Annotated in this window: 19 protein-coding genes and 1 pseudogene; 12 read left to right on the top strand and 8 right to left on the bottom strand. The window is 70.4% G+C overall.

The window, feature by feature from the left end; all coding sequences use genetic code 11:
* Position 1 precedes the first annotated feature (1 nt).
* The 5 genes from ACWD0F_RS36250 to ACWD0F_RS36270 all read right to left on the bottom strand — a co-directional run bounded on the left by ACWD0F_RS36250 (position 2) and on the right by ACWD0F_RS36270 (position 5943).
* Positions 2-1261, bottom strand: a complete 1260-nt coding sequence (locus ACWD0F_RS36250; RefSeq protein ID WP_449884140.1) for an arginine deiminase — start codon at positions 1259-1261, stop codon at positions 2-4.
* A 95-nt stretch (positions 1262-1356) separates the two neighbouring features.
* The gene (locus ACWD0F_RS36255; protein ID WP_449884142.1) at positions 1357-2148 is read right to left on the bottom strand and encodes a hypothetical protein; all 792 of its coding nucleotides are present in this window, start codon (positions 2146-2148) and stop codon (positions 1357-1359) included.
* 90 nt (positions 2149-2238) lie between these two features.
* Positions 2239-3051, bottom strand: a complete 813-nt coding sequence (gene folP, locus ACWD0F_RS36260) for a dihydropteroate synthase (RefSeq protein ID WP_449884436.1) — start codon at positions 3049-3051, stop codon at positions 2239-2241.
* A 265-nt stretch (positions 3052-3316) separates the two neighbouring features.
* A complete protein-coding gene (locus tag ACWD0F_RS36265) occupies positions 3317-4762 on the bottom strand; it encodes an MFS transporter (RefSeq protein ID WP_449884145.1) in 1446 nt (481 codons plus the stop codon).
* 143 nt (positions 4763-4905) lie between these two features.
* Positions 4906-5943: a MarR family transcriptional regulator gene (locus ACWD0F_RS36270; protein ID WP_449884148.1), complete on the bottom strand. Its 1038-nt coding sequence runs from the start codon at positions 5941-5943 to the stop codon at positions 4906-4908.
* A 398-nt stretch (positions 5944-6341) separates the two neighbouring features.
* Here ACWD0F_RS36270 and ACWD0F_RS36275 point away from each other — a divergent pair, with 398 nt between their 5' ends.
* The 3 genes from ACWD0F_RS36275 (at position 6342) to ACWD0F_RS36285 (ending at position 9703) form a co-directional block, all read left to right on the top strand.
* The gene (locus ACWD0F_RS36275; RefSeq protein WP_449884150.1) at positions 6342-7811 is read left to right on the top strand and encodes an SDR family oxidoreductase; all 1470 of its coding nucleotides are present in this window, start codon (positions 6342-6344) and stop codon (positions 7809-7811) included.
* A gap of 51 nt (positions 7812-7862) precedes the next feature.
* Positions 7863-8273, top strand: coding sequence for a hypothetical protein (locus ACWD0F_RS36280; RefSeq protein WP_449884153.1), 411 nt, complete (start codon positions 7863-7865; stop codon positions 8271-8273).
* A 410-nt stretch (positions 8274-8683) separates the two neighbouring features.
* A complete protein-coding gene (locus ACWD0F_RS36285; protein WP_449884156.1) occupies positions 8684-9703 on the top strand; it encodes an amino acid--tRNA ligase-related protein in 1020 nt (339 codons plus the stop codon).
* A gap of 23 nt (positions 9704-9726) precedes the next feature.
* On the opposite strand, the gene ACWD0F_RS36290 is transcribed toward ACWD0F_RS36285, so the two are convergent.
* The gene (locus ACWD0F_RS36290; RefSeq protein WP_449884158.1) at positions 9727-10128 is read right to left on the bottom strand and encodes a nuclear transport factor 2 family protein; all 402 of its coding nucleotides are present in this window, start codon (positions 10126-10128) and stop codon (positions 9727-9729) included.
* Between the two features lie 264 nt (positions 10129-10392).
* Between ACWD0F_RS36290 and ACWD0F_RS36295 the strand changes: the two are divergent.
* The 6 genes and pseudogenes from ACWD0F_RS36295 to ACWD0F_RS36320 form a co-directional block, all read left to right on the top strand.
* Positions 10393-10545 (top strand): annotated as a pseudogene (locus ACWD0F_RS36295) (SbtR family transcriptional regulator); the annotation flags it as partial.
* 280 nt (positions 10546-10825) lie between these two features.
* The gene (locus tag ACWD0F_RS36300) at positions 10826-11689 is read left to right on the top strand and encodes a shikimate dehydrogenase (protein ID WP_449884160.1); all 864 of its coding nucleotides are present in this window, start codon (positions 10826-10828) and stop codon (positions 11687-11689) included.
* A gap of 9 nt (positions 11690-11698) precedes the next feature.
* On the top strand, positions 11699-13453 hold the full coding sequence (locus ACWD0F_RS36305; RefSeq protein WP_449884163.1) for a bifunctional sugar phosphate isomerase/epimerase/4-hydroxyphenylpyruvate dioxygenase family protein: 1755 nt from the start codon (positions 11699-11701) through the stop codon (positions 13451-13453).
* 9 nt (positions 13454-13462) lie between these two features.
* Positions 13463-14107, top strand: coding sequence for a TetR family transcriptional regulator (locus ACWD0F_RS36310; protein WP_449884167.1), 645 nt, complete (start codon positions 13463-13465; stop codon positions 14105-14107).
* A 109-nt stretch (positions 14108-14216) separates the two neighbouring features.
* Positions 14217-15524, top strand: coding sequence for an MFS transporter (locus tag ACWD0F_RS36315; RefSeq protein ID WP_449884170.1), 1308 nt, complete (start codon positions 14217-14219; stop codon positions 15522-15524).
* A complete protein-coding gene (locus tag ACWD0F_RS36320; RefSeq protein WP_449884173.1) occupies positions 15521-16297 on the top strand; it encodes an N-acyl homoserine lactonase family protein in 777 nt (258 codons plus the stop codon). Before ACWD0F_RS36315 ends, ACWD0F_RS36320 begins: the two co-directional genes overlap by 4 nt.
* On the opposite strand, the gene ACWD0F_RS36325 is transcribed toward ACWD0F_RS36320, so the two are convergent.
* Positions 16294-18366, bottom strand: a complete 2073-nt coding sequence (locus ACWD0F_RS36325) for an outer membrane protein assembly factor BamB family protein (protein ID WP_449884176.1) — start codon at positions 18364-18366, stop codon at positions 16294-16296. The two genes, ACWD0F_RS36320 and ACWD0F_RS36325, sit on opposite strands and share 4 nt — an antisense overlap.
* Positions 18367-18578: 212 nt before the next feature.
* Here ACWD0F_RS36325 and ACWD0F_RS36330 point away from each other — a divergent pair, with 212 nt between their 5' ends.
* From ACWD0F_RS36330 to ACWD0F_RS36340, 3 genes are all read left to right on the top strand, one after another.
* Positions 18579-19022 (top strand): DUF2637 domain-containing protein, encoded by a 444-nt coding sequence (locus tag ACWD0F_RS36330; protein WP_449884179.1) that lies wholly within the window; start codon positions 18579-18581, stop codon positions 19020-19022.
* Positions 19023-19387: 365 nt separating this feature from the next.
* Entirely contained in the window at positions 19388-19984 is a 597-nt protein-coding gene (locus ACWD0F_RS36335) for a DUF6230 family protein (protein ID WP_449884181.1), read from the top strand.
* 64 nt (positions 19985-20048) lie between these two features.
* Positions 20049-20594, top strand: coding sequence for a DUF6114 domain-containing protein (locus tag ACWD0F_RS36340; RefSeq protein ID WP_449884184.1), 546 nt, complete (start codon positions 20049-20051; stop codon positions 20592-20594).
* A gap of 156 nt (positions 20595-20750) precedes the next feature.
* Here ACWD0F_RS36340 and ACWD0F_RS36345 read toward each other — a convergent pair whose 3' ends face one another.
* Positions 20751-22547: an alkyl/aryl-sulfatase gene (locus tag ACWD0F_RS36345; protein WP_449884186.1), complete on the bottom strand. Its 1797-nt coding sequence runs from the start codon at positions 22545-22547 to the stop codon at positions 20751-20753.
* Between the last annotated feature and the right edge of the window lie 698 nt (positions 22548-23245).

Consider the following 23245-nt stretch of genomic DNA (forward strand, 5'->3'; position numbering starts at 1 on the left):
CTCAGACGGCGTCACGTTCGACGGGACAGGTCATGCACCTGGCGCCACCGCGGCCCTTGCCCAGCTCGTAGCCCTCGATCTCCAGCACCTCGACGCCGTGCTCGCGCAGCTTGCGGTTGGTGAAGACGTTCTTGTGATAGCCGATCACCACTCCGGGGGCCAGCGCGAAGAAGTTGTTGCCCGAGTCCCACTGCTCGCGGGTCATCTGGTAGTCGTCGCCGCCGGTCGGGATGACCTCCAGGCGGGTCAGGCCGAGCGCGTTCTGCAACGCGCCGACGAAGCTCGCTTCGCGGTGCGCCTCCACCGTCCCCTCCTTGTCGCCGGGCCGCAGCGAATAGGTGGTGGCGGTGTCCAGGAACGGCGGGTAGGCCGTGGCCTTGTCGACGTCCAGGAACGTGAAGACCGTGTCCAGGTGCATGTAGGAGCGGCTCTTGGGCACATGGACCGCGATCATCCGCTCCGCCGCGCCCGCCGCGAACATCGACATCGCGATGTGCTCGATGGTGCGGGCGTTGGTGCGCTCGCTCATCCCGATCACCACCGTGCCGTTCCCGATGGGCATCATGTCGCCGCCTTCCATGGCGGCCATGCCGTAGGACTCCTCGTTGAAACGCTCGTCCTCGCCGGCGTACGGATACCAGTACGCGAACTCCTCGTGGGCGAACATCGGATGGTAGTGGTAGATGACCGACTGGTTGATCGTCTCCAGCAGGCGGGCGTGGTAGAGCATGGGGTTCAGCGAGACTCCGCCGTACAGCCAGGCCGACGGGTCACGCTGGTAGAGCGAGTTGGGCAGCGGCGGCAAGATGAACTCGCGCGGGCTCGCCGAGGCCGCGACCAGCGAGTGACCGTCCAGGTCGGCGACGCCGAACTCGTCCTTGGTCAGCCCGCCGATCAGGTGCGTGGCCAGCTTCTCGCCGCTCCAACCGGCCAGCGTCTCGCGGACGACGTCGACCATCGCCGGGCCGACGGTCAGGTGCGTGACGGTCTGCTCGATGGCGTGCTGCTTGGCCTCGAAGCCCGCGTCCAGCGCCTGGGCCAGCAACTGCTGGTGGTAGAGCACCTCGACACCGCGCTCGCGCATCACCGCGACGAAGGCGTCGTGCTCGAGTTGCGCCTGCTCGACCCAGAGAATGTCGTCGAACAGCAGCTCTTCCATGTTCTTGGGAGTGAGCCGGTGGAAGCTGAGCTCGGGCCTGTGCACGATGACCTTCCGCAGCGTGCCGACCTCGGAATGAACTCCCAGCATCTGTTCGGTCATCGCCTATCCCCTTTTTTCAGCGCAGAGCCGCATCATTCCTCTGGGGGCCGGCTTCAATCCGGGCTTGGCGAAGCTTTACCGCAACCAGGACAACCTCAAGGCTGCACCGCATGCGGGGGCTCCACGGAGGCCGTGTGTGACCCTGGCAGCCAGGTGATCACCCAGTAGGCGACGCCGAACGGGTCGTCCTCGTACAGGGTGCGCGGGTGCCAGCGGGTGTCGTCGCAGGCGCCGGCCATGACCTGCCAGGCGGGGCGGCCCGCGACCAGCAGGGCGTCGCAGGTGCCCGGGTCGAGGGCGCGCAGGCGGGGGAGGTTCGCGGTGCCGAGGGCCGTGGCGATCTCGGCGTCCAGCACGGCCGCCCGGGGGTCGACGTAGCCCGGTGCCTTCTCGCCGCGGCGGGCGCTGCCGTCCGCGATCACCAGCAGCCCGCTCCTGGCCGGCCCCCCGGCCAGCCGGCGCCCCAGCTCCAGGCACCGATCCGGCGCAGCATCGGCGGCGACCCCCTGCAGCCGCCATGGCACCACTGGCCCCGGCTCCTGCGGGCTCGCCGGCGCTGGGGGGCTCAGGTGCCGCGGGTCCTTCGGTGGCGTACGGCCGGTCAGCAGGGACCGGCCGACGGCGAGCGGGACGGGCAGCGCGTCTCGGGCGGGGCTGCGGTGGGGGGAAGGGGCGAGGCGGCCCGCGGGATCGGGGGCGTCCACGGGGTAGACGGCGGTGCGGGGCGCGGCGCCGACCACGACGAGCTCGTCGAGCTCCTGGTCCAGAAGGCACGCCACCGCGCGCGCCGCCGCCGCCCGGAGCTCGCCGACCTCGGCCACGAGGCGGCCGGTGAGACCGGGCAGCAACAGAGGCGTCTGCGGCACGCAGGCCACCGCCGCGATCATGCGGGTCCTCGAAGGGCGCGCCGGACGCGGGCGGCTGCCGCGATCACGACAGTTCTCGAAGGGCGCGCCGGACGCGGGCTGCCGCCGCGATCACGCGAGTCCTCGCAGGGCGCGCGCCGGGGGGCGGAGGCCGCGGAGCACCGCGATCATGTCGAGGGCCTGGCGCGTTTCGGCGACGTTGTGGGCGCGGAACACCCGCACCCCCTGCCAGGCGCACAGCGCCGTGGCCGCGAGCGTGCCCGCCAGCCGCTCGTCCACGGGCAACCCGAGCGACTCGCCCACGAAGTCCTTGTTCGACAACGACACCAGCACCGGCCACCCGGTCGCCACCAGCTCGCCGATCCGGCGGGTCACCTCCAGCGAGTGCCAGGTGTTCTTGCCGAAGTCGTGGGCCGGGTCGATGAGGATCCGCTCGCGCGGCACACCCAGGGACACCGCCCGCTCGGCCAGCGCCGTCGTGCGCGCGATCACGTCGGCGACCACGTCGTCGTACTCGACACGATGCGGCCGGGTTCGGGGCACCAGCCCGCCGGCGTGTGTGCAGACCAGCGCGGCGCCGTACTCGGCGGCGACCCCGGCCAGCAGCGGGTCGGCGCCGCCCCAGGAGTCGTTGAGCAGGTCGGCCCCGGCCTCGCACACCTCGCGGCCCACCTCGTGCCGCCAGGTGTCGACGCTGATGATCAGCCCGGGGTGGTGCTCGCGCACCTCGGCGACGAACGCCGCCGTGCGCTTGATCTCCTCGCGGACGTCCACGACGTCACCGGGCCCGGCCTTGACGCCGCCGATGTCGACGATGTCGGCGCCCGCGGCGACCACCTGGTCCACCCGCCGCAGTGCCTCCTGCCGGGCGAACGTCGCCCCCCGGTCGTAGAAGGAGTCGGGGGTGCGGTTGACGATCGCCATGACCAGCGGCGCCCCGTCGAACGCCCGCCCGCCCAAGACGAGAGGCGCCGGCGGGTCGTCCCGCGCGCCTGAAGCGGCAGGCGTCGGTAAGCCGTCCCGTCCGCCTAAGGCGACAGGCGCGGGCGGGCCGCCGCGCTCGCCGCCGGGGTTCACGTGTTCCGATCGCGCGGCCGGCCGGCGCCATGCGGGTTCGTCGGACGCCGCAGTCACGAATAGCACGATACTCCACCGCAACGGAAGCCAGGCTGATCTTGTGGCGCCGCCTTCACCGCTGCGACGCGGCGAGGCTGCCTCCAGGCGCGTCCTGCTCGGCCCGTCGGCCGGTCGAACCCGGCGGGAGGGCCGCCGTGACGGCCGCCGCGACGAGCGCCGCGCCGCAGGCGATCAGCATGCCGGTACGGAATCCGGCCTCGGACGGCAGCGTGTGCCCGCCCAGCCGGATGGTGAGCTGCGACAGGACGACGCCGACCACCGCAGCCGACACCGTGGTGCCGATGGACCGCATCAGCGTGTTGAAGCTGTTGGCCGCGGCCGTCTCCGACCGGGGCACCGCGTCCATGATCAGAGCGGGCATCGCGCCGTAGGCGAGGGCGACGCCGATGCCGCAGACGCAGGTGACGATCAGCAGGCCCCAGGTCGAGCCCAGCAGCGCCATCGAGGAGCCGTACCCGAGCGCCATCACCAGACTGCCCGCGATCAGCGTGACCTTGGGACCGCGGGCCGCCGACAGCCGGGCGCCCAGGGGCGAGACCGCCATCATCATCAGGCCGGAGGGGGCCATCCACAGGCCGGCGGCCAGCATCGACTGGCCCAGGCCGTATCCGGTGGCCGCGGGGAGCTGCAGGATCTGCGTCACGATGAGCGCCTGGGCGTACATGGAGAAGCCGACCACGATGGAGGCCAGATTGGTCAGCAGCACCTGGCGGCGTACGGTGATGCGCAGGTCCACCAGCGGCTCCCTGACGCGCAGCTCCCAGAAGCCCCAGGCGACGAGGACGACCACCGCGGTGACCAGCAGCCCGAGCGTGGTGCCGCTCGACCAGCCCCAGTCGCCGCCCTTGGACACGCCCAGCAGCAGGCACACCAGCGCGACGCCCAGACCGGCGGCGCCGGCGAAGTCCAGCCGCCCGGATCCCCGGCCGGGCGTGACCGGCACCAGCAGCCGGATCAGCGCCGCGACCAGCACGCTCAGCACGGCCGTGGCCCAGAAGAGCACCCGCCAGCTCGCGTACTCGGCGACCGCCGCCGCGATGGGCAGCCCGAGCGCGCCGCCGATGCCCATGGACGAGCTCATCAGCGCGATCGACGGCCCCAGCCGATCGGGCGGCAGCAGGTCACGCAGGGCGCTGATGCCGAGCGGGATCAGGCCCATCCCCATGCCCTGCAGCCCCCGTCCGATGATCATGGGAGTGAGAGAGCCGGCCAGCGCGCACACCACGCAGCCCAGGATCAGGGGCACCGAGCACACGAGCATCATGCGGCGTTTGCCGTACAGGTCGCCTAACCGGCCGGTGACGGGCGTGGTGACCGCGCCCGCCAGCAGGGTGGCGGTGATCACCCACGACGCGTTGGACGCGGTGGTGTGCAGCAGCATCGGCAGCTCGCCGATCAGCGGCACCACGAGGGTCTGCGTGAGCGAGGCGACGATGCCGGCCACCGCCATCACGGTGACGATCCCGCTGCGACGGGTGGTGGACGTGGATGCCCCCACGTGGTTCTCCTCTGCTTCGGCGCCAAGATCGATGTGCACCATACACATCATGTGTTACGTGCACCATTCAGGTAGAGGGCACATGTTCGATGGATACGGCGAGGACTTGGAGGTGTTCCGAGCCGGCTGCCGGTCGCGCGGCTCTAACGGTGGTGATCGAGGAGGTCGCCCCGGTCGTCGGAGCGCGGGGTCTGGTGGCGGATCAGACCGGCGCCCAGGGGGCTGATCCGGTGGATGACCATGTTGGTGTGGCGGGTGCTGATGATCAGGCCGGTGCGGTCCAGCACCTGGGCGTGCGCGCTGGCCGAGGAGAGTGAGGACCCGGTCGCGCGGGCGAGCTCGCTGGTGGTGCAGCCGTCGGTGGCGGCGATGTGGCGCAGGATGCGGGCCCTGGTGGCGCCGAGCAGGTCGGGCAGGGCGTCACTGGGGCCGGGACCGGGTGCCGGGGTACGGCGCGGGGCGGGGAAGATCAGGACGGGCGGCAGGGCGGGGTCGGCCAGGGCGACCGGGGTGTAGCGGCAGAAATAGGAGGGGATGAGGGTCAGGCCGCGGCCGTGCAGCTGGATCTCGTACCGGCCGTCGGCGTAGTCGATCTCCAGGACCGGGGGCCGCCAGCGCGTACGCGGGCCCAGGGCGGCGAGCATGGCCTCCACGCCGTGGTCGGTCAGCAGGCGGGCGAGGCGGGCACGTTCGCCTCCCAGCGCGTGTTCCATCCTGGTGCGGTGGGCGGCGAACGCGGTCTGGCAGTAACGGGCGGCCAGATCGGCCAGGCCGGCGATGGCCCGCCGGTCGCCGCGGGCGAGACCGTCGAGACTGCCGGGCAGGGGAGTGTGCCGGCGCAGCAGATCGACCTCGTGGCGTACGCGCGACGGCGGGGTGTCGGCCAGCGCGTCGATGCCGTTCTGCCGTCCGGTCTGGGCCTCGTGGGGGGTCAGGAAGTCGGGGAAGTAGGCCTTGATCGGCATCATCGGCGCCAGCGTCTGACGTACCGGCTGCAGCAGGCCCGACTCGGCCAGGTCGGCGCGGGCCTGCCGCCGCCAGCCGGCCAGGCCGGCGCCGCCGGGTCTCTGCAGGACGTGCAGGCTCATCGCCATTTCCCACAACTCGTCGACACGCGAGGCGATGCGGACGCGGGCCAGGTCCTCACCGGTGAAGACGATCCTCAAAGTTCCCCCGAGCATGCTGAGCATGGTGGACGGCGCGGATTACAGAACGATCAACGAGCGGTCGACGGCGCCGGTTGCGGAGCCTGTGACCTGGGTGTTCCGGCTCAGCCTGAAACAGGGTGACGGGAGCGGGCGTCCCGTTGTGAACTGGCCTGGACCGATCGCCGGCAACGGTGGGTCGTTCCCGCCTGCGGATTCCCGGGCCGTCTTCATCAAGGTCGGGAAGCCGCCCCGCGCAGGGGCCGGGGCCTGATGTGCGGGAACATGAGCGGCCCCGCCCCGGGTGCTGTCCGGGACGGGGTTCGCCGCTCAAAGGCAACGCGCTCACCTTCGGCGATCAATCTTTGTGTTGGATTCCGGTTGCCCGCGATTCCAGACGGAACGTCATAAGAGCGGCACCGGAAGGAGCGGACATGACACGTTGCCTGGTCACGGGGGCGACCGGCTACATCGGCGGACGGCTGGTCCCCGCGCTGCTGGCGGCCGGTCACGAGGTGCGTTGCATGGCCCGCGCGCCCGGCAGGCTGCGGGACCTGCCGTGGGTGGCGCGCACGGAGGTCGTCGAGGCGGACGCCACCGACGCCGGCCGGACGCGGGCCGCCCTTGAGGGCGTCGAGGTGGCCTACTACCTGATCCACACGATGGGCGCCTCCGGGCAGTTCGCCGCGAACGACCGCAGGGCCGCCGAGACGTTCGCGGCGGCGGCCGAGCAGGCGGGTGTGCGCCGTATCGTCTACCTGGGCGGTCTGGTCCCGGACGAGCGGCTCTCCCCGCATCTGCGGTCGCGGGCCGACGTGGGTGAGATCTTCCTGCGGTCGGGCGTCCCGGCGGTGGTGCTGCGCGCCGGGGTGATCATCGGCTCGGGCTCGGCCTCGTTCGAGATGTTGCGCCACCTGACCGAGCGGCTGCCGGTCATGACGACGCCGCGCTGGGTGCGCAGCCGCACGCAGCCCATCGCCGTACGCGACGTGCTGCGTTACCTCGCCGCCTGGGCGAGCGTGCCCGGCGAGGTGAACCGCGGCTTCGACATCGGCGGCCCCGACGTGCTCACCTACGGCGACATGATGCACGGCTACGCCTCCGTGGCCGGCCTGCCCGGCCGCGTGATCATCCCGGTGCGCGTGCTCACGCCGCGGTTGTCCAGCCTGTGGGTGGGCCTGGTCACCCCGGTTCCCTCCGGCATCGCGCGCCCGCTGGTCGAGTCGCTGCGCAACGAGGCCGTCTGCGGCGAGCACGACATCGCCCGCTACGTGCCCGACCCCGAGGACGGCCTGATCGGCTTCCGCGAGGCCGTGTCCCTGGCGCTGAAGAAGATCAAGGAGGCCGACGTCGCCACGCGCTGGTCCTCGGCGTCCACGCCCGGCGCGCCGAGCGATCCGCTGCCGACCGACCCCGGCTGGGCGGGCGGCAGCCTCTACGTCGACCGCCGCGCCATCCGGGTGGACGCCGGCCCCGAGGCGCTGTGGCGGGTCATCGAGGGGATCGGCGGCGCCAACGGCTGGTACTCCCTGCCGGGCGCCTGGTGGTTGCGCGGCCTGCTGGACCGGCTGGTCGGCGGCGTCGGCCTGCGCAGGGGGCGGCGCGACGCGAGCCGGCTGCGGGTCGGCGACGCCATCGACTTCTGGCGGGTGGAGGAGGTGCTGCCCGGCCGCCTGCTGCGGCTGCGCGCCGAGATGCGGCTTCCTGGACTGGCGTGGCTGGAGCTGAGCGTGGCCGAGTCCGGCGGGCACACCGTCTACCGCCAGCGGGCCATCTTCCATCCGCGCGGGCTGCTCGGCCACCTCTACTGGTGGGCGATCTCGCCGTTCCACGGCCTGATCTTCGGGAACATGCCGGTCAACGTGGCCGCGGCGGCGGCCCGGCAGACGTCTAAGTCTGGATAAAGCCTGATGGCGGGCGGTGTGCGGGCCGGGGCCCGGGGTAGCCGTGGCCTCGTGAGTCGTGACGGTGAATCGCAGCGGTTCGGCTTCGCCTTCGAGGACCGGTACCGCCCGCTGCTCGCCGTGCTGGGCATCCGCCCGGACACGTGTGAGCTGGTGCTGACCGATGAGTTGCTGCGGGTGCGCTTCGGGCCGTGGCTGGTGTTGTCGCCGCGCGGCAACGTGGCCGAAGCCGAGGTGTCCGGCCCGTACTCGCCGCTGAAGGCGATCGGGGTACGCATCTCGCCGGCCGATCGGGGGCTGACCTTCGGCAGCAGCACGGAGAAGGGCGTGTGCGTACGGTTCCGGCGGCCGGTGTCCGGCAGCGAACCCCTGGGCCTGCTGCGCCATCCCGCGCTGACGGTCACGGTGGACGACCCGGCCGGCCTGGCCGGGTCGCTGACAAGGGCGCCGGGCCAGTCGTAGTGCGTGGCCGGCGTCAGGCGGCCGGAGCTGGACCCGGAGACCGTCAACCGGCACGGTGGTGGTTGCGGCCTCGGCCATCCGGTCGCGGGCCAAGGGCGCGCGTCTCCTCGTCACCCTGCTCCGCGAGCCGCGCCGCCGGGGCGAAGATCGTTCACTAGGACGACCCGGCCCGGCGCGGTCGTGGCCGCCGCCCTGGAGGTCATGGGCAGGTGCGGTGAGCAGTGCGGACCCCTAGCCGCCCCCTGTTGAGTCCCGCTTCATTGACACTCCAGGAAGGCGCTCCCTAGCCTCGAAGCAGGACCTCCCCGCACTCCCGAACCGCCGTGAAGGTGCGGTTCTCATCAGGTCGAGGACGACCGCGGCCTGGGCGCCGCGGGCCTGTACGAGCCGACCACGAAGGAGCAGCGGATATGAGTGCGGTAGTCGTTGAACCGGCCGCGTCACTCGACGACAGATTCCTGCGCGTCGTCGACGACCCCTGGTACACGCTGCTCGTGGAGATCCAGGACCTCGTCACGAGAAGCACGGTCGACTTCTTCGGCGGCGCCGGCCTGCGCAACCTCCATGTGCCGATCACCACCCATTCCATCTCCAGCCCGATGGGCCCGGGCAGTGACTCCCTGCCGGTCGAGGTCGACCTGTTCGACGTGCGCACCCACCTCGCCGACTCGATGCGGTTCACCCTCGAATACGGGTGCCGGCTCAACCCGGCGGGCGCCTACTGCCTCATGCCGAGCTTCCGCGGCGAGCGGGCCGACGACTCCCACCTGTGCCAGTTCTTCCACAGCGAGGCCGAGATCCCCGGCGGGATCGACGACGCCATGGGCCTGGCCGAGCGCTACCTGAGGGTGATGACCGCGCGGATCTTCGACGAGGCCGGCGACGGGATCGCCCGGCTGCTCGGCGGCGACGTCAGCCACATCACCGGCCTCCTGGACTCCGGCGGCATCCCGCGGATCACCATGGACGAGGCCGTGGCCATGGTCGGCGCCGACGACGGTCACCTGGTCGAGCGCCGTGCGCCGGGTTTCCACGTGCTCACCAGGGCGGGCGAGCACATGCTGATGGACCGCTTCGGCGGCTTCTGCTGGGTCGTCGAGCCCGACCACCTGTCCGTCCCCTTCTACGAGGCCTACACCGGAGCCGACGGCCGCAAGGCGCGCGCCGCCGACCTGCTGTTCGGGCTGGGGGAGACGGTCGGCCTGGGCGAGCGGCACGCCGGGGCGGACGACGTGCGTGACGCCCTCGACCGCCACGGCGTCGACGCCCGGCCGTACGAGTGGTACATCCGGATGCGCGAACGGTTCCCGATGCGGACCTCCGGGTTCGGCCTCGGCGTCGAGCGCTACGTCTGCTGGCTGATGAAGCACGGCGACATCCGCGACTGCCAGCTCCTGGAGCGCTACAACGGCACCGTCACGGTCCCCTGACCGCCGCATCTCTCAGATCGCCGTCATCGACGCCAGAAGGCATCATGAGCGTGCTGGTCGGCCACGTATTCCCAGCGTTCTGTGACCAACCCTCGCTCGAAGCGGTAGACGTTGAAGTTGTCCATCCTGACACGCTCTCCGCGACGCTCCGCCGTCCAGCGGTGGAGGGTGATCGCATAGGAGTCGTTGGCCTCTACAGACAGCAGCCGGGTCTGAAAGGTGCCGCTCGTTTCCGCGAGCACGAGTCGGCCAAGCCTGATGATCGCGTCCTTGCCACGATGCTCACCTGCCACAATGCTGTCACCGCCAATGTGAAAAACGGCGTCGTCGGTGATCAGGCCGAGATAACCATGAAGATCGCCATCATCGCTCAGATCGTAGAGGCGGCGAGCGAGCACAGCGTTTGGGTGTAAATCTTGCCCCATGGGGCAACCATGCCACATCGACCTGACGAGATTGCCTACATCTTGGTCATGAACGCAGGATCCTGCCGATGACCTTCTGATCAAGCGGGCTTCTGGGCGGTGGCGTACTTCTCCGCGCCCTCCCGCCCCAGCCAGGTGCGGAAGTCCAGCAACCCGGGGTGCCGCCCACGGCCTGGCCGCCTCCCTCATGGCGGCGATGGGGACGGGGGAGGACTCATGGTGCCGTGACGCCGTCACCGCTTCCGCGTCCGCCTTGCTCGCCCGGGGCAGCAGAGGGGCGACATCCGCGCGGACGTCACGGTGCGGCAATCGCTGCAGTTCGTCAACGCCATCGCGCTGGCCACGGAGCCGGACGGGAATGAGCAAGCCGGCCGCCTCGTCGATCTCCTGCTCGACGGGCTACGGCCCGCCCGTTAAGGGACGGCTGAGGATCAAATCTGGGACAGAGCGCCAGAAAACAGATAGACATTGTAAAGGCGGCCGCCTGGTGCGCGCCCGAACGGCCGCCTTCGTCATAGCCTGCAGGCTGCTAGGGGCGTCAGCCGATCATGATGCTTTTGGCACCTTTCTGCCGCACGAGCAGGACCGGCCAGGTGGCCGGCCGTCCGTCCGAGGCGACCGCGGCTTGACCCCACCTCGTGGTGATCGGGAGAACTTCCGTCTAGCAAACGAACGTACTAGTTCGTACATTTAGACCATGCTGTCCCGCGAAACGATGACCTCGTTCCTGGTCGGGCTGATCGGCTCGGGCATCGGCCCGTCCTTCAGCCCGCCGCTGCACGAGCGCGAGGCCGCCCACCACGGCCTTTCCTACGTCTACCGGCTGCTCGACACCGACCGTCTGGGCGGCGATGTGGGGGAGCTGGTCCGCACGGCCCGCCGCTTCGGCTATGACGGGCTCAACATCACCCACCCCTGCAAGCAGGCCGTCATCCCGCATCTGGACGAGTTGTCGCCGGACGCCGCCACGCTCGGCGCGGTCAACACGGTCGTCTTCGACGGCAAGCGCGCCATCGGCCACAACACCGACTGGACGGGCTTCGCGGAGTCGTTCGCCCGCGGCCTGCCCGGCGCGCCCGTCCGGCGCGTCGTCCAGCTCGGCGCCGGCGGGGCGGGCGCCGCGGTCGCGCACGCGCTGCTCACCCTGGGCGCCGGCCGCATCACCATCGTCGACGCCGATCCGGACCGGGCCGCCGGCCTGGCCGCCGAGCTGGCCGGGCGCTTCGGCGCCGATCGGGCCCGCCCCGCCACCGGCGATCACCTGCCCGAGCTGCTGGCCCGTGCCGACGGGCTGGTCCACGCCACGCCCACCGGCATGGCGCATCATCCGGGGTTGCCGCTGCCCGCCGAGCTGCTGCACCCGGGCCTGTGGGTGGCCGACATCGTCTACCGGCCGGTCGAGACGGAGCTGCTGAAACAGGCCACCAAGGCAGGCTGCCGGGTGCTGGACGGGACCGGCATGGTGGTCTTCCAGGCGGTGCACTGCCTGCGCCTGTTCACCGGCCGCGAGCCTGACACCGAGCGGATGTTCGCCCATCTGGCCGAGCTGATCACCGACTGAGGAGGAGTCTTGCGCAAATCCATCGCCACCGTGTCGGTCAGCGGCACGCTGACGGAGAAGCTGGAGTCGATCGCCGCCGCCGGGTTCGACGGAGTGGAGATCTTCGACAACGACCTGATCGTCTGCCCGCTGCCCCCTGAGGAGATCCGGGCCCGTGCCGCCGATCTCGGGCTGGGCATCGACCTCTACCAGCCCTTCCGCGACTTCGAGGCGGTGCCCGCCGAGGCGCTGGCCCGGAATCTGCGCAGGGCCGAGCACAAGTTCCGCGTGATGGAGCGGCTCGGCGCGGACCTGCTGCTGGTCTGCTCGAACGTCTCGCCCGCCGCGATCGGCGACGACGAGCTGGCCGCCGAGCAGCTCCGGCTGCTGGCCGAGCGGGCCGCCGAGCACGGCGTCCGCATCGCGTACGAGGCGCTGGCCTGGGGCCGGCACGTCAACGAGTATCTGCACGCCTGGCGCATCGTGCGCATGGCCGACCATCCGAACCTGGGCACCTGCCTGGACAGCTTCCACATCCTCTCGCGCGGCTCGGACCCGATCGGCATCGAGGCCATTCCCGGCGAGAAGATCTTCTTCCTCCAGCTCGCCGACGCGCCGCTGCTGGCCATGGACGTGCTGCAGTGGAGCCGCCACTACCGCTGCTTCCCCGGCCAGGGCACCTTCGACCTCACCGGGCTGACCGAGCACGTGCTGAACGCCGGATACACCGGCCCGCTGTCGCTGGAGGTGTTCAACGACGTCTTCCGCCAGGCCGACGTGGAGCGCACCGCGGTGGACGGCATGCGCTCGCTCATCGCCCTGGAGCAGAACCTGGGCCATGTGGCGCACCCCGCCGTCCCCACCGGTTTCGCCTTCGCCGAACTGGCCGACACCGGCTCGCTGGGCGCGGTGCTGGGCGCGCTGGGCTTCGCCCGCGCGGGCGAACACCCCACCAAACCGGTCGAGCTGTGGGCGCAGGGCGGAGCCCGGCTACTGCTCAACACCACCGGCACCGACCCCGCGCTGATCGCCATCGGGCTGGAGAGCCCCGACCCCGGCGGCTCGGTCAAGCACGCCGAGTCGCTGCTGTCGCCCGTGCTGCCGCGCGAGCGCGCGCCGAAGGAGGCCCCGCTGGCGGCCGTCGCGGCCCCGGACGGCACCGAGATCTTCTTCTGCGACACGGCCTGGCTCGCCGACTTCGGCCCGATCGTGGCGGTGCCCGGCGCGATCACCCGCATCGACCACGTGGCGCTCACCCAGCCCTCGCACTACTTCGACGAGGCCGCGCTGTTCTACCGCACCGTCCTCGGGCTGCGCCCGCAGGAGAGCCTCGAACTGCCCGACCCCTACGGCCTGTTGCGCAGCAAGGCGATGTCCACGCCCCCGGGGCCCCCGGGGCCCCCGGGCTCCGGCGACGCCCAGGTGCGCATGGTGCTCAACGTCGCCCGGGTCGGCGCGGGCGACGTCCCCTGGCAGCACGTCGCGCTGGCCTGCGACGACGTTCTGGCCGTCGCCCGCAGGCTGCGGGAGGAGCAGCCGGAGCTGCTGCTGCCGATCCCGGCCAACTACTACGACGACCTGGAGGCCCGCCATCACGTCAGCCCCGAACTGCGGCGGCTGGGGGTGCTGTACGACCGGGACGAGCACGGCGAGTTCCTGCACCTGTACACCGTCACGGTGGGCCGCGTCTTCTTCGAGATCGTCCAGCGCGTCGGCGCCTATCAGGGATACGGAGCGGGAAACGCACCCATCCGGCTCGCGGTGCAACATTCCGGCGGTCACTAAGATGGGCGAATGACCTCTCAGCCTGCCGCCGCGGAACGTGTGCGAGACGCCGACCGCACCAAGGCGGAGATTCTCGAGGTCGCTCAGCAGGAGTTTGCGCGCAACGGCTACACCGGTGCGCGGGTGGACGAGATCGCCGCCCGCATGCGCACCACCAAGCGCATGATCTACTACTACTTCGGCAGCAAGGAGCGGCTCTACATCGCCGTCCTGGAGCAGGCCTACGCCCAGGTCCGCTCGATGGAGCGGCTGATCGACGTGCAGCACCTGGCGCCCGTCGAGGCCATCCGCACGCTGGCCGAGCTCACCTTCGACCACCATGACGCGCACCGCGACTTCATCAAGCTCGTCGCGATCGAGAACATCCACCAGGCCGAGCACATCCGCAAGTCGGAGGCGCTGGCCAACCTCGGCACGCCCGTGCTCGACCTCATCGCGGTCATCCTGGAGGCCGGCACGGCGAGCGGCGACTTCGTCGCCGAGGCCGACGCGGTCGACGTGCACATGCTGATCAGCTCGTTCTGCGTCTTCCGGGTGGCCAACCAGCACACCTTCGGCGCCCTGTTCGGGCGGGACATGACCGCGCCCGAGCACCGGTCCAGGCTCCGCCGGATGGTGGGGGACATGGTGGTGGGCTACCTGCGAGGGCGCTGACCAGCCCCGCGAGTGGTGATCCGGCCGGAACACCCTTGTAATGTACGAACCAGTGAGTTAGTTTCCTGCCACTGCGTTTTTCCCCCAATCGCAGCGTAAGGAGCATCTCGTGACGGAGCAGGGCAAACCTCGTAAAGCAGCCGTTGCCGCCTGGATCGGCAGCGCGCTGGAGTATTACGACTTCTTCATCTACGGCACCGCGGCCGCGCTGGTCTTCAACAAGATCTTCTTCCCGGCCGCCTCGCCCGCGACGGGCACGCTGCTCGCGCTGGCCACCTTCGGCGTGGGCTATCTCGCCAGGCCCGTCGGCGCCTTCGTGATGGGGCACATCGGTGACAGGTTCGGCCGCAAGCGGGTCCTGGTCACCACGTTGCTGCTGATGGGCGGCTCCACGTTCCTGGTCGGCTGCCTGCCCACCTACGACGAGGTCGGCGTGCTCGCGCCGGTGCTGCTCGTGCTGCTGCGCCTGCTCCAGGGTTTCTCCGTCTCCGGTGAGCAGGCGGGCGCCAACTCCATGACGCTCGAACACGCCCCCGAGGGCCGGCGCGCCTATTACACCAGCTTCACGCTGAACGGCACCCAGGCCGGCCAGATCATCGCCACCGCGATCTTCCTGCCGATCGCCGCCCTGCCCGAGGAGCAGCTCCTGAGCTGGGGCTGGCGGGTGCCGTTCTGGCTGAGCGTCGTGGTCGCCGTGGTCGGTGTGATCATCCGGCGTACGCTGGAGGAGACCCCCGCCTTCGAGCGCGAGGTCGCCACCAACTCGGTCGCCAAGATGCCGCTCGCGGTGCTCTTCCACGACCACTGGCGCGACGTGCTGCGCGTGGTCGTGGCCGCGGTCATCGCCTCGGTCAGCACGATCTTCACCGTGCACGCCCTGTCCTACGCGGTCAACACGATGCACCTGGAGCGGGGGCCCATGCTCTGGGTGGGCGTGCTGGCCAACGTCGCCGCGGTGATCACGATCCCGCTGTGGGGCCGGCTGTCGGACCGGGTCGGGCGCAAGCCGGTCTTCATCGGCGGCTCGCTCGGCTGCGCGGTGCTGATGTTCGCCTACCTGTGGTCGATCTCCGCCGGCAGCTTCGCCCTGATCTTCGTGGTGGGCATCCTGATGTTCGGCGTCGTGCACAGCGCCACCAGCGCGGTCTGGCCGTCGTTCTACGGCGAGATGTTCACCACCCGGGTACGCCTGTCCGGCATGGCGATCGGCACCCAGATCGGCTTCGCCATCGCCGGGTTCGCCCCCTCCGTCGCCACCGCCGTGGCCGGCACCGGCCAGGGGAGCTGGCTCGGCGTCTCGATCATCACGGCGGTGCTCTGCCTGGTCAACGTGGCCGCCGTGGCGACCGCCAGGGAGACCTACCGCGTCCCCACCGACCAGCTCGGCCTCAAGGGCGCCGGAACGGTGCGCGTGTGAGCGACTTCCGCGTCTACGCCCTCCGCTACGCCCGGCGCGACGCCCGCCGCGGCGAGCACTTCCACGGCTACGAGGCTGGCGGGGAGGGCTCCCACCCGACCTCCTACTACGTCTGGCTGGCCGTCTCCGACGAGCACACCGTCGTCGTCGACACCGGCATCAGCCGCGCGCGGGCCGCGCGGGCCGAGGGCATCGACTACCTGCGCTCGCCCGTGGAGGCCCTGGCGGGCCTGGGCGTCGAGGCCGCGTCCGTCGGCCACGTGGTGCTGACCCACCTGCACTACGACCACACCGGCACCGTCAGCGAGTTCCCCGAGGCGCGTTACGTCGTGCAGCGGGCCGAGCTCGACTACTGGACCGGCCCCTGGGCGGAGCGCATCGCCAGGGAGCGCTGGCTGCTGAACGACGACGACCTCGCCCACCTGCTGGCCGCCCGCGAGGACGGCCGGGTGACGGTGGCCGACGGCGACGCCGTCGTCGTTCCCGGCCTGAGCGTGCACCTGGTCGGCGGCCACACCGCGGGCATGCAGGTGGTGCGGGTCCGCACCGCCCGCGGCGACGTGGTGCTGGCCTCCGACGCCAGCCACTTCTACGAGAACATCGAGAGCGACCGCCCGTTCCCGATCCTGCACAGCATGACCGGCATGTACGGCGCCTTCGACCGCATCAAGGAGCTGGCCGGCGGCCCCCATCTGGTGGTCGCCGGCCACGACCCGCTGGTGCTGGAGCGTTTCCCGCTGCTGGAGCCCGACGTCGCGGTGATCGCCGGCTAGGCGGGCAGGACCTCGATCTTGCCGGTCGGGCGGGGGCTGAAGCTGTCGTTGAAGAAGTACTCGCCCGGCTTGGTGAAGGTGTACTGGAACGACTCGCCCGGCTTGAGCCGCACGTCGAACAGGCCCTCGAAGAACTGGGTGGCGCCGTGGACGTTGACGTTGTCCGCGGGGTTGACGAAGGTGACCGTGGTCCCCACCGGCACCCGCAGGTGGGTGGGCGCCATGCCGTTCACGGCCGTGGACTCCACGGTGCCCACCTGCCCGCCCTCGTAGGTGCGGGCCAGCACCACGGTGTTGCCGACCGCGCCGCCGTCCACGGGGCCGCCCGAGACCGGCCGCCGGATGACGGGCGGGGGCGGGGTGGCCGCCGGGGGGACGGAGCCGCCGAGTTTGAAGGCCCACAGGTGGTCGCCCCGGGCGGCGGAGTTGCCGTACGGGATGCTGGTGCCGCCCGCGTAGACGGCGACGTACTGCTCGCCGTCGATCTCGTAGGAGATCGGGCTGCTGCTGACGGCGGCGCCGGTCTGCCAGCGCCACAACTCGCGGCCGTCGCGGGCGTCGAGGCAGAGCAGGTGGCCGTCCGGCTGGCCGATGAAGAGCAGGTCCGTGGCGGTGGTGAGGATGCCGTTGCCGTGGGCCAGCGAGTACGGCAGGTTCCGCTTCCACCGGACCCGGTTGGTGCCGGGGTCCACGGCCACGACGCCGCCGGTCATGTACTCGCCGGGCGGGCGCAGCCCGTTGGCCGACTCGGTGAGGGAGTGGGCGGCGGCGACGTATCCGAAGCCCGTGTAGACCAGGCCGGTGTTGTGGCTGAAGGACTGGTGGTTCCAGTCGGCACCGCCGCCGTGGCCGGGGATGGTCAGGACGGGCACGTCCCAGTGCGGGGTGTACAGCGACCCGATCCGGTAGTTCGGGACGGCCCGGTGCGGCGCGCCGGGGATCTCGGTGCCGAGCGGCTGCCACAGCGGCGTCTGCTCGGTCCAGCCGCCCTGACGCGGGAAGGGCTGGGTCGGCCAGGTCTTCTGCCGGGGCTCCTGCGGCACGGGCCGCTCGTCGATGCCCAGCGGCGCGGAGCCGTCGGCCCGGTCGAGGATGTAGTACATGCCGGTCTTGCTGCCGTAGACGACGAGCTTGCGCAGGCGGCCGTGGACGCGGGCGTCGACCAGGACGGGCGCCATCACGTTGTCCATGTCCCAGATGTCGTGGTGGATGGACTGGAAGTGCCAGCGGTAGGCGCCGCTCTTCAGGTCCATGGCCACGATCGAGTTGGCGAACAGGTTCTGGCCGCCGCGCTCGGAGCCGTCCTGCGAGGAGCGCCCGCCCCGCGCGTTGCCGAACGTCCAGTAGACCAGCCCCAGGTCGGGGTCGATGGCGCAGTGCATCCACGGGGTCGCGCCCCCGTTCTGCCAGGAGTCGCCCTCCCAGGTGTCGTTGCCGAACTCGCCGGGCCCCGGCGTGCCCCAGAAGTGCCACACCAGGTCGCCGGTGCCGGCGTCGAAGGCCAGCGCCGAGCCGCGCGGGCCGTCGTTGGTGCCGCAGTAGAGCAGGCCGTCGTGGTAGATCACGGCGACCTTCTCCAGGTTGCCGTAGCCGTTGTGCTGCCGCTCCCAGATGACCTGGCCGGTGCGCTGGTCGAGGGCGATCAGCCAGTTGTCGTTGGCGCAGGTGTAGACGCGGCCGCCGCCGATGCCCACCCCGCGCCGGGTGACGGCGCCGCGGGTCTGCTCGTACTTCCACAGGGTCGCGCCGGTACGGCCGTCCACGGCGACGACGTTGCCCAGCGCCGACTCGATGTACAGGACGCCGTTCACGGCCACCGCGGTGCTCTGGCTGTTGCCCGCCATGAGCCCGCCCTCGATGTTGTTGACCCAGGCGGCTCGCAACCGCCTGATGTTGCCGCGGTGCAGGTCTCCCAGGCGGCTGTGGTTCTGGTTGGCCAGGTTGCCGCCGATCTTGGGGAAGTCCCTGTCGCCGCGGTGCGTGGTGGTGGTGGTGGCGGCGGCCGTTCCGGGCCGCGCCAGCACGGCGGCGGCAGCGGCGCCCAGGAGTAACTCTCGTCGACGGACCATGGCCATCTCCTCAAAAGTCCACTAGGTGGATGAATAGATCCGGCTGATGGACGCACGATAGATCGCGCCCAAAGGGCCGGTCAATATGGAGCGGAAGGTCCACCTAGTGGACGTGTCGGAAGAGGGGCACAGGCGATGCGTACATGCCGTTCAGCGCCTCCACCGCGCTTGTTCTCCCTGGTCGGGAGGGCTGAACAGCCGTAGAGCCGAATATGGGGTCGTGCGCCGCATCCAGCGCTCGACGATCACGGGGGTTCTTCTTCTCGCGGGGCATCGCGGCGGTCGTGTCGTTCCGCCACATGCACGAGCGCTGTCTCCGGCACGGCGAGGATCACCTGGCGGCGGTTCTCATCCCGCTCGCAGTTGACGGTGCGATCGTCGTCGCCTCGATGTCCGTCCTGCTGGCCAGCCGATGTGGTTCTCGCGGCGGTTTTCTGGCATGGACCATGTTGATGGCCGGCAGCCTGGCCAGCTTCCTTCGGGCCGGGTCATCGCTGAGCAGTTCGTGCCGCGGCGGCCGCCGACCTTGCCTTGTTTGCGGGCGGTCTCCCGGCCGTTCTTGGTCTTGCGGACTCCGGCCGCTGTGCAACGTCGGCGCTGCGTTCTCCATAGGCGCGCCGGGTGTGCGTGGAGCGGCCGGTGCTGGCCGGCGATGACCGGATCCATCCCGCCACCCTCCCGGATCCGCCAGGTTGCCAGATAACCGGGAAACGAAGCTCCCACGCCAGACGGCGGACGCCCAGCTCGCACCTGGACAACGACCGCCATCTTGCCGGATAACGCAGATCATCTTGAGAACTGATCGTGGCCTGCCCAGCTTGCGACCGGTGCCCGAGAGAGGCCCTTTCTGGTTATCGGCAAATTTGTCCAGACGCAGGCCATAAGCGCCGCTGCGTCCGGCGTGTAAGTCGACGAGCAGGGTGAACGTCCCGCATGCTCGGCGATAGACCGGACTGTGACCGTCTATGACTCACTGTAAGTTCGCTGGCTTGTCCGGGGCCGGCGTGAAGTGGAGCGCATCATGGCCGAGCAGGGACGCGTGCGATGGAAGCGCTTCGGCCTGATCCTCGTTCCTGTCGCGGTGATGACGTCGCTGCTGGTCGGGGCCACGGCTCAAGGAGTCATCGGCGCCACGTTCGTGGTGTCCGGCAGCAGCTTCAAACTGTTCGCCGCCGAGTTGCGCGGCCAGGGCTTCTCCCTGGCCAGCGACGTGGACCGGACCAGGAAGGACCGGCTCATCCCCGTCATTGTGGCGGGCATCCGGCGGGCCGCGATCACCGAGCTGTGCTCGAGCGCGCTGGTGAAGACACCCGTGGGCACGATCACGATCCGGCTCACCGGCGGCCGGGGCGGCAACGAGGTGATCATCGACGACCTGGTGATCGATGTGGCGGTGGGACAGACCGCCGCCTCCATTCGCGACCTTGAGCTGGGCCGTGACGCCAGCACCTTGGACGAGGTACCCGGTGGCAGGGGGCCGGCCGGCACCTTCGGCGGGCAGGCCAGAGCGGTCACCTTGCACAATGTCAGGCTGGGCGCGTGGGCCGTCACGGCCGCGACGTTCAGCCTGCCTGACCTCGGTCTCAACGTGATGCGCGGCGAGCACGAGTGCTACTGAGGCGGACCTGGCCCGGCCTGGCGGACGGCAGGCGGGCACTGCGCGAGACGAAGGGCGGAAAATCGTGAAGTCGTGGCGGCGTTCCCGGCCGTTCTGGGGCGGGCTGTTGATCGTGGTGGCGGGGATGGAGCTGCTGTCCATCCCGCTCGCGATCGACGCGCTGGCCGTGGCCGTCATGTTCGGCACGGTAGGAGCCGGTTACCTCCTCGCCCTCGTCTTGATCATCGCGGGGGTTCTGGTCTGGCTGCAGCCCGGCCAGCGGGTATTCCTCGGCCTGATCGCGGTGCTGTTGTCCCTGGCGTCCTTCGTCTACTCCAATCTGGGCGGTTTCCTGGTCGGCATGGTCTTGGGGCTGCTGGGGGGCATGCTGGCCGTGGCCTGGACCCCTGACAGCCGGCCCGCCAACCGCTTCGACACCCTTACTGTCGTGAGCGCGCTGAGGGCCGCCCGAAGGGTCGCTTCGCGCGTGCAGGTGCCGCGCTGGGCGACGGCCGCCGCGCTGGGGCGGCACTGCCGGCGGCTGGTGTCCGCACGGCGAGCCTGGGCTGGGACCGACGTGCCGCCGGCGTACGTGAGTTCCGTTGCGAAGCTGAAGGAGCCGACGGGATAAGGCGTGGTGGTGCTCGTCCAGTAGGTGAAGTGAGTCTGCGACATTGTCTCGCGTCCTCCCTGATCAAGGGGGGGGGTAAGTCAGTCACCCGCCGCGGGCTCGGCCAGGGGCCCGTGTCCTTGATACGTCAGGGCCTGCGAGCGCGGCCTGCTCGCCTCAGGGCGTCACGATGGCGAACGCGGGGTCCGGGTTCTCCAGGACCGACGTCAGGCGGCTCAGCGCGTTCATGTCGCCCTCGTGCTCGATGCCGTCGGCTGACTTGCTGGTGAGCAGGCCGAGCAGTTGCTGCTTGGTGAGCGTGAGCGTCAGGTCGACCGGCTGCTGTGGCGGGTCGGCCTGGTGGATGAGCGCGCCGTTGGACAGCGTGGTGCGGTGGCGCTGGTTCAGATCGGTCAGTCGCCAGTCGATGGCCAGGCTCTCGCTCCATGCCTTGGGGCCGTCGACGCGGATGGCCAGGGAGTCGAAGATCTGCTCAACCGCCAGGGCCTCGATCATTTCCGGCGAGGTCGTGTCGAGGTTGGCGGGGACGACGTCGCCGGTCAGCTCCAGCGCGCCGACCAGGTAGAAGTTGCGCCAGGTGCCGTTCTCGGCGCCGTGGCCGAGGCGGGTGTAGACCTCGGCGAGCATCGAGCGCGCCTGGCTGTCGTGCTCGTAGGCGAAGACGGCGTGGTTGAGCAGCGAGGCGGCGAAACGCAGGTCGCCGTCGTCGATGTAGCGGCGGGCGAAGGCGAGGACGCCGTCGCGTCCGCCCATGCACTCGATGTAGCGGCGCGCCTGTTCGATGGGCGGATGCTCCCACAGGTGGGCCGGGTTGCCGTCGAACCAGCCCAGGTAGCGCTGGTAGATGGCCTTGACGTTGTGGCTGACCGAGCCGTAGTAGCCGTGGGTGTGCCACGCCTGCTCCAGGGCGGGCGGCATCCGCATCGTCTCGGCGATCTCGGTGCCCGTCATGCCCTTGTTCATCATCCGCAGCGTCTGGTCGTGCATGTAGGCGTACATGTCGCGCTGCTGCGACAGGAAGGTGACGATGTTCCGGCTGCCCCAGGTGGGCCAGTGGTGTGAGGCGAAGACGACGTCGGCCTGGTCGGCGAACAGGGTGATCGCCTCGGTCAGGTAGCGCGACCAGATGCGGGTGTCGCGGACCAGCGCTCCGCGCAGGGTGAGGATGTTGTGCTGGTTGTGCGTGGCGTTCTCGGCCATGCACAGTGCCCGGCGGTCGGGGATGAGGAAGTTCATCTCCGCAGGGGCCTCGGTGTCGGGGGTGAGCTGGAAGATGATTCGTACGCCGTCGATCGTCTCCTCCTGCCCCGTGTGCGTGATGTCCTTGCTCGGCGGGATGAGGGAGATCGTCCCGGTCGAAGTGGTCATGCCCAGCCCGCAGCCGATCTGCCCTTCCGGCGAGCGGGACAGAGCCGGGCCGTACATGTAGGTGGCGCGGCGGTTCATCGCGGTGCCGGCGTAGACGTTCTCCGAGACCGCGTGTTCCAGGAACCCGGCGGGCGCCAGGATCGGCACGCCGCCGTCGGTGACGCCGCGCACCCCGCCGAAGTGGTCGGCGTGGGAGTGGGTGTAGATCACCGCGACGACCGGGCGGTCGCCTCGCTGGTCGCGGTAGAGCTTCAGCCCCGCCGCCGCGCACTCGACCGACAGCAGCGGGTCGATCACGATGACACCCGTCTCACCCTCGATCAGAGTCATGTTCGACAGGTCCAGGCCGCGTATCTGATAGATGCCGCCGCTCACCTCATACAGGCCCTGCTTGACGCACAGCTGCCCCTGCCGCCACAGGCTGGGATGCGCGCTGTCCGGGCACTCCTGCTCCAGGAATCGGTAGGAGTCGCTGTCCCACACGACGCGGCCGTCCGACTTCACCACTGCGGGGCTCAGCGCGGCTACGAAGCCGCGGTCGGCGGCCTCGAAGTCGGTGCGGTCATGAAAGGGAAGGTCTGCCATGGGACGGTGCTGCCCTCGCCCGTCTCCGATGAAGGCCAGGAGAGGTTCAAGAGTGACCATATCGGGTGAGTGATCGTCTCTTCCGCGGGCGGGGCCGGGCTCACCTGCCTTCCCTTCTCCCGGTGAGGAGCGGCGGCGAGCGCATGGCCGCTCAACGCGTTCACCCGCGTCACAGGAGTGATGGGCCTGTTCGTTCGCCAGGAGGTAGACCTGATCGTGCACGGTCATCAGGCCAGGGTGTCAGGCGCTTGAGTGTCGCCTGGCCGGCAGGGCGCGCAGCCGGTCCAGGAGGCTCCGCCGGTGCGGACGCGCCGATCGCACCGCTGGTGAATGTTCGGGGTGGTTGGCGCGGTGGGCGGCGCAGTTCGGTGCGCAGCACGTCGGCGCACGAGGTCGGCGCGGCGGATCCGCCACAGCCTGCGCAATGCCGCCACATCGATCAGCGGGCCGGGCAGACGCGCGGCGTAATGGCCGATCAGCAGCACGGCCGCAGCGACAGCGCCGCGAGCAGATCCGGGCGCAGCCACGCACGCTGGTAGCCGCGCAGCGCCGCCCAGCCGGGGACGGCGGACCAGCCCACCCGCAGCCTCCTCTCCTGTGGCCGATCCCTGGTTTGTAGCCAGGCAGGGGCCAGGGAAAGCCTGCGAGATCGTCAAGCATCATCCCAGGTCAAAGGGGTACGCCAGTCACAACTGGGG

This window comes from Nonomuraea sp. NPDC002799, from assembly GCF_053592075.1.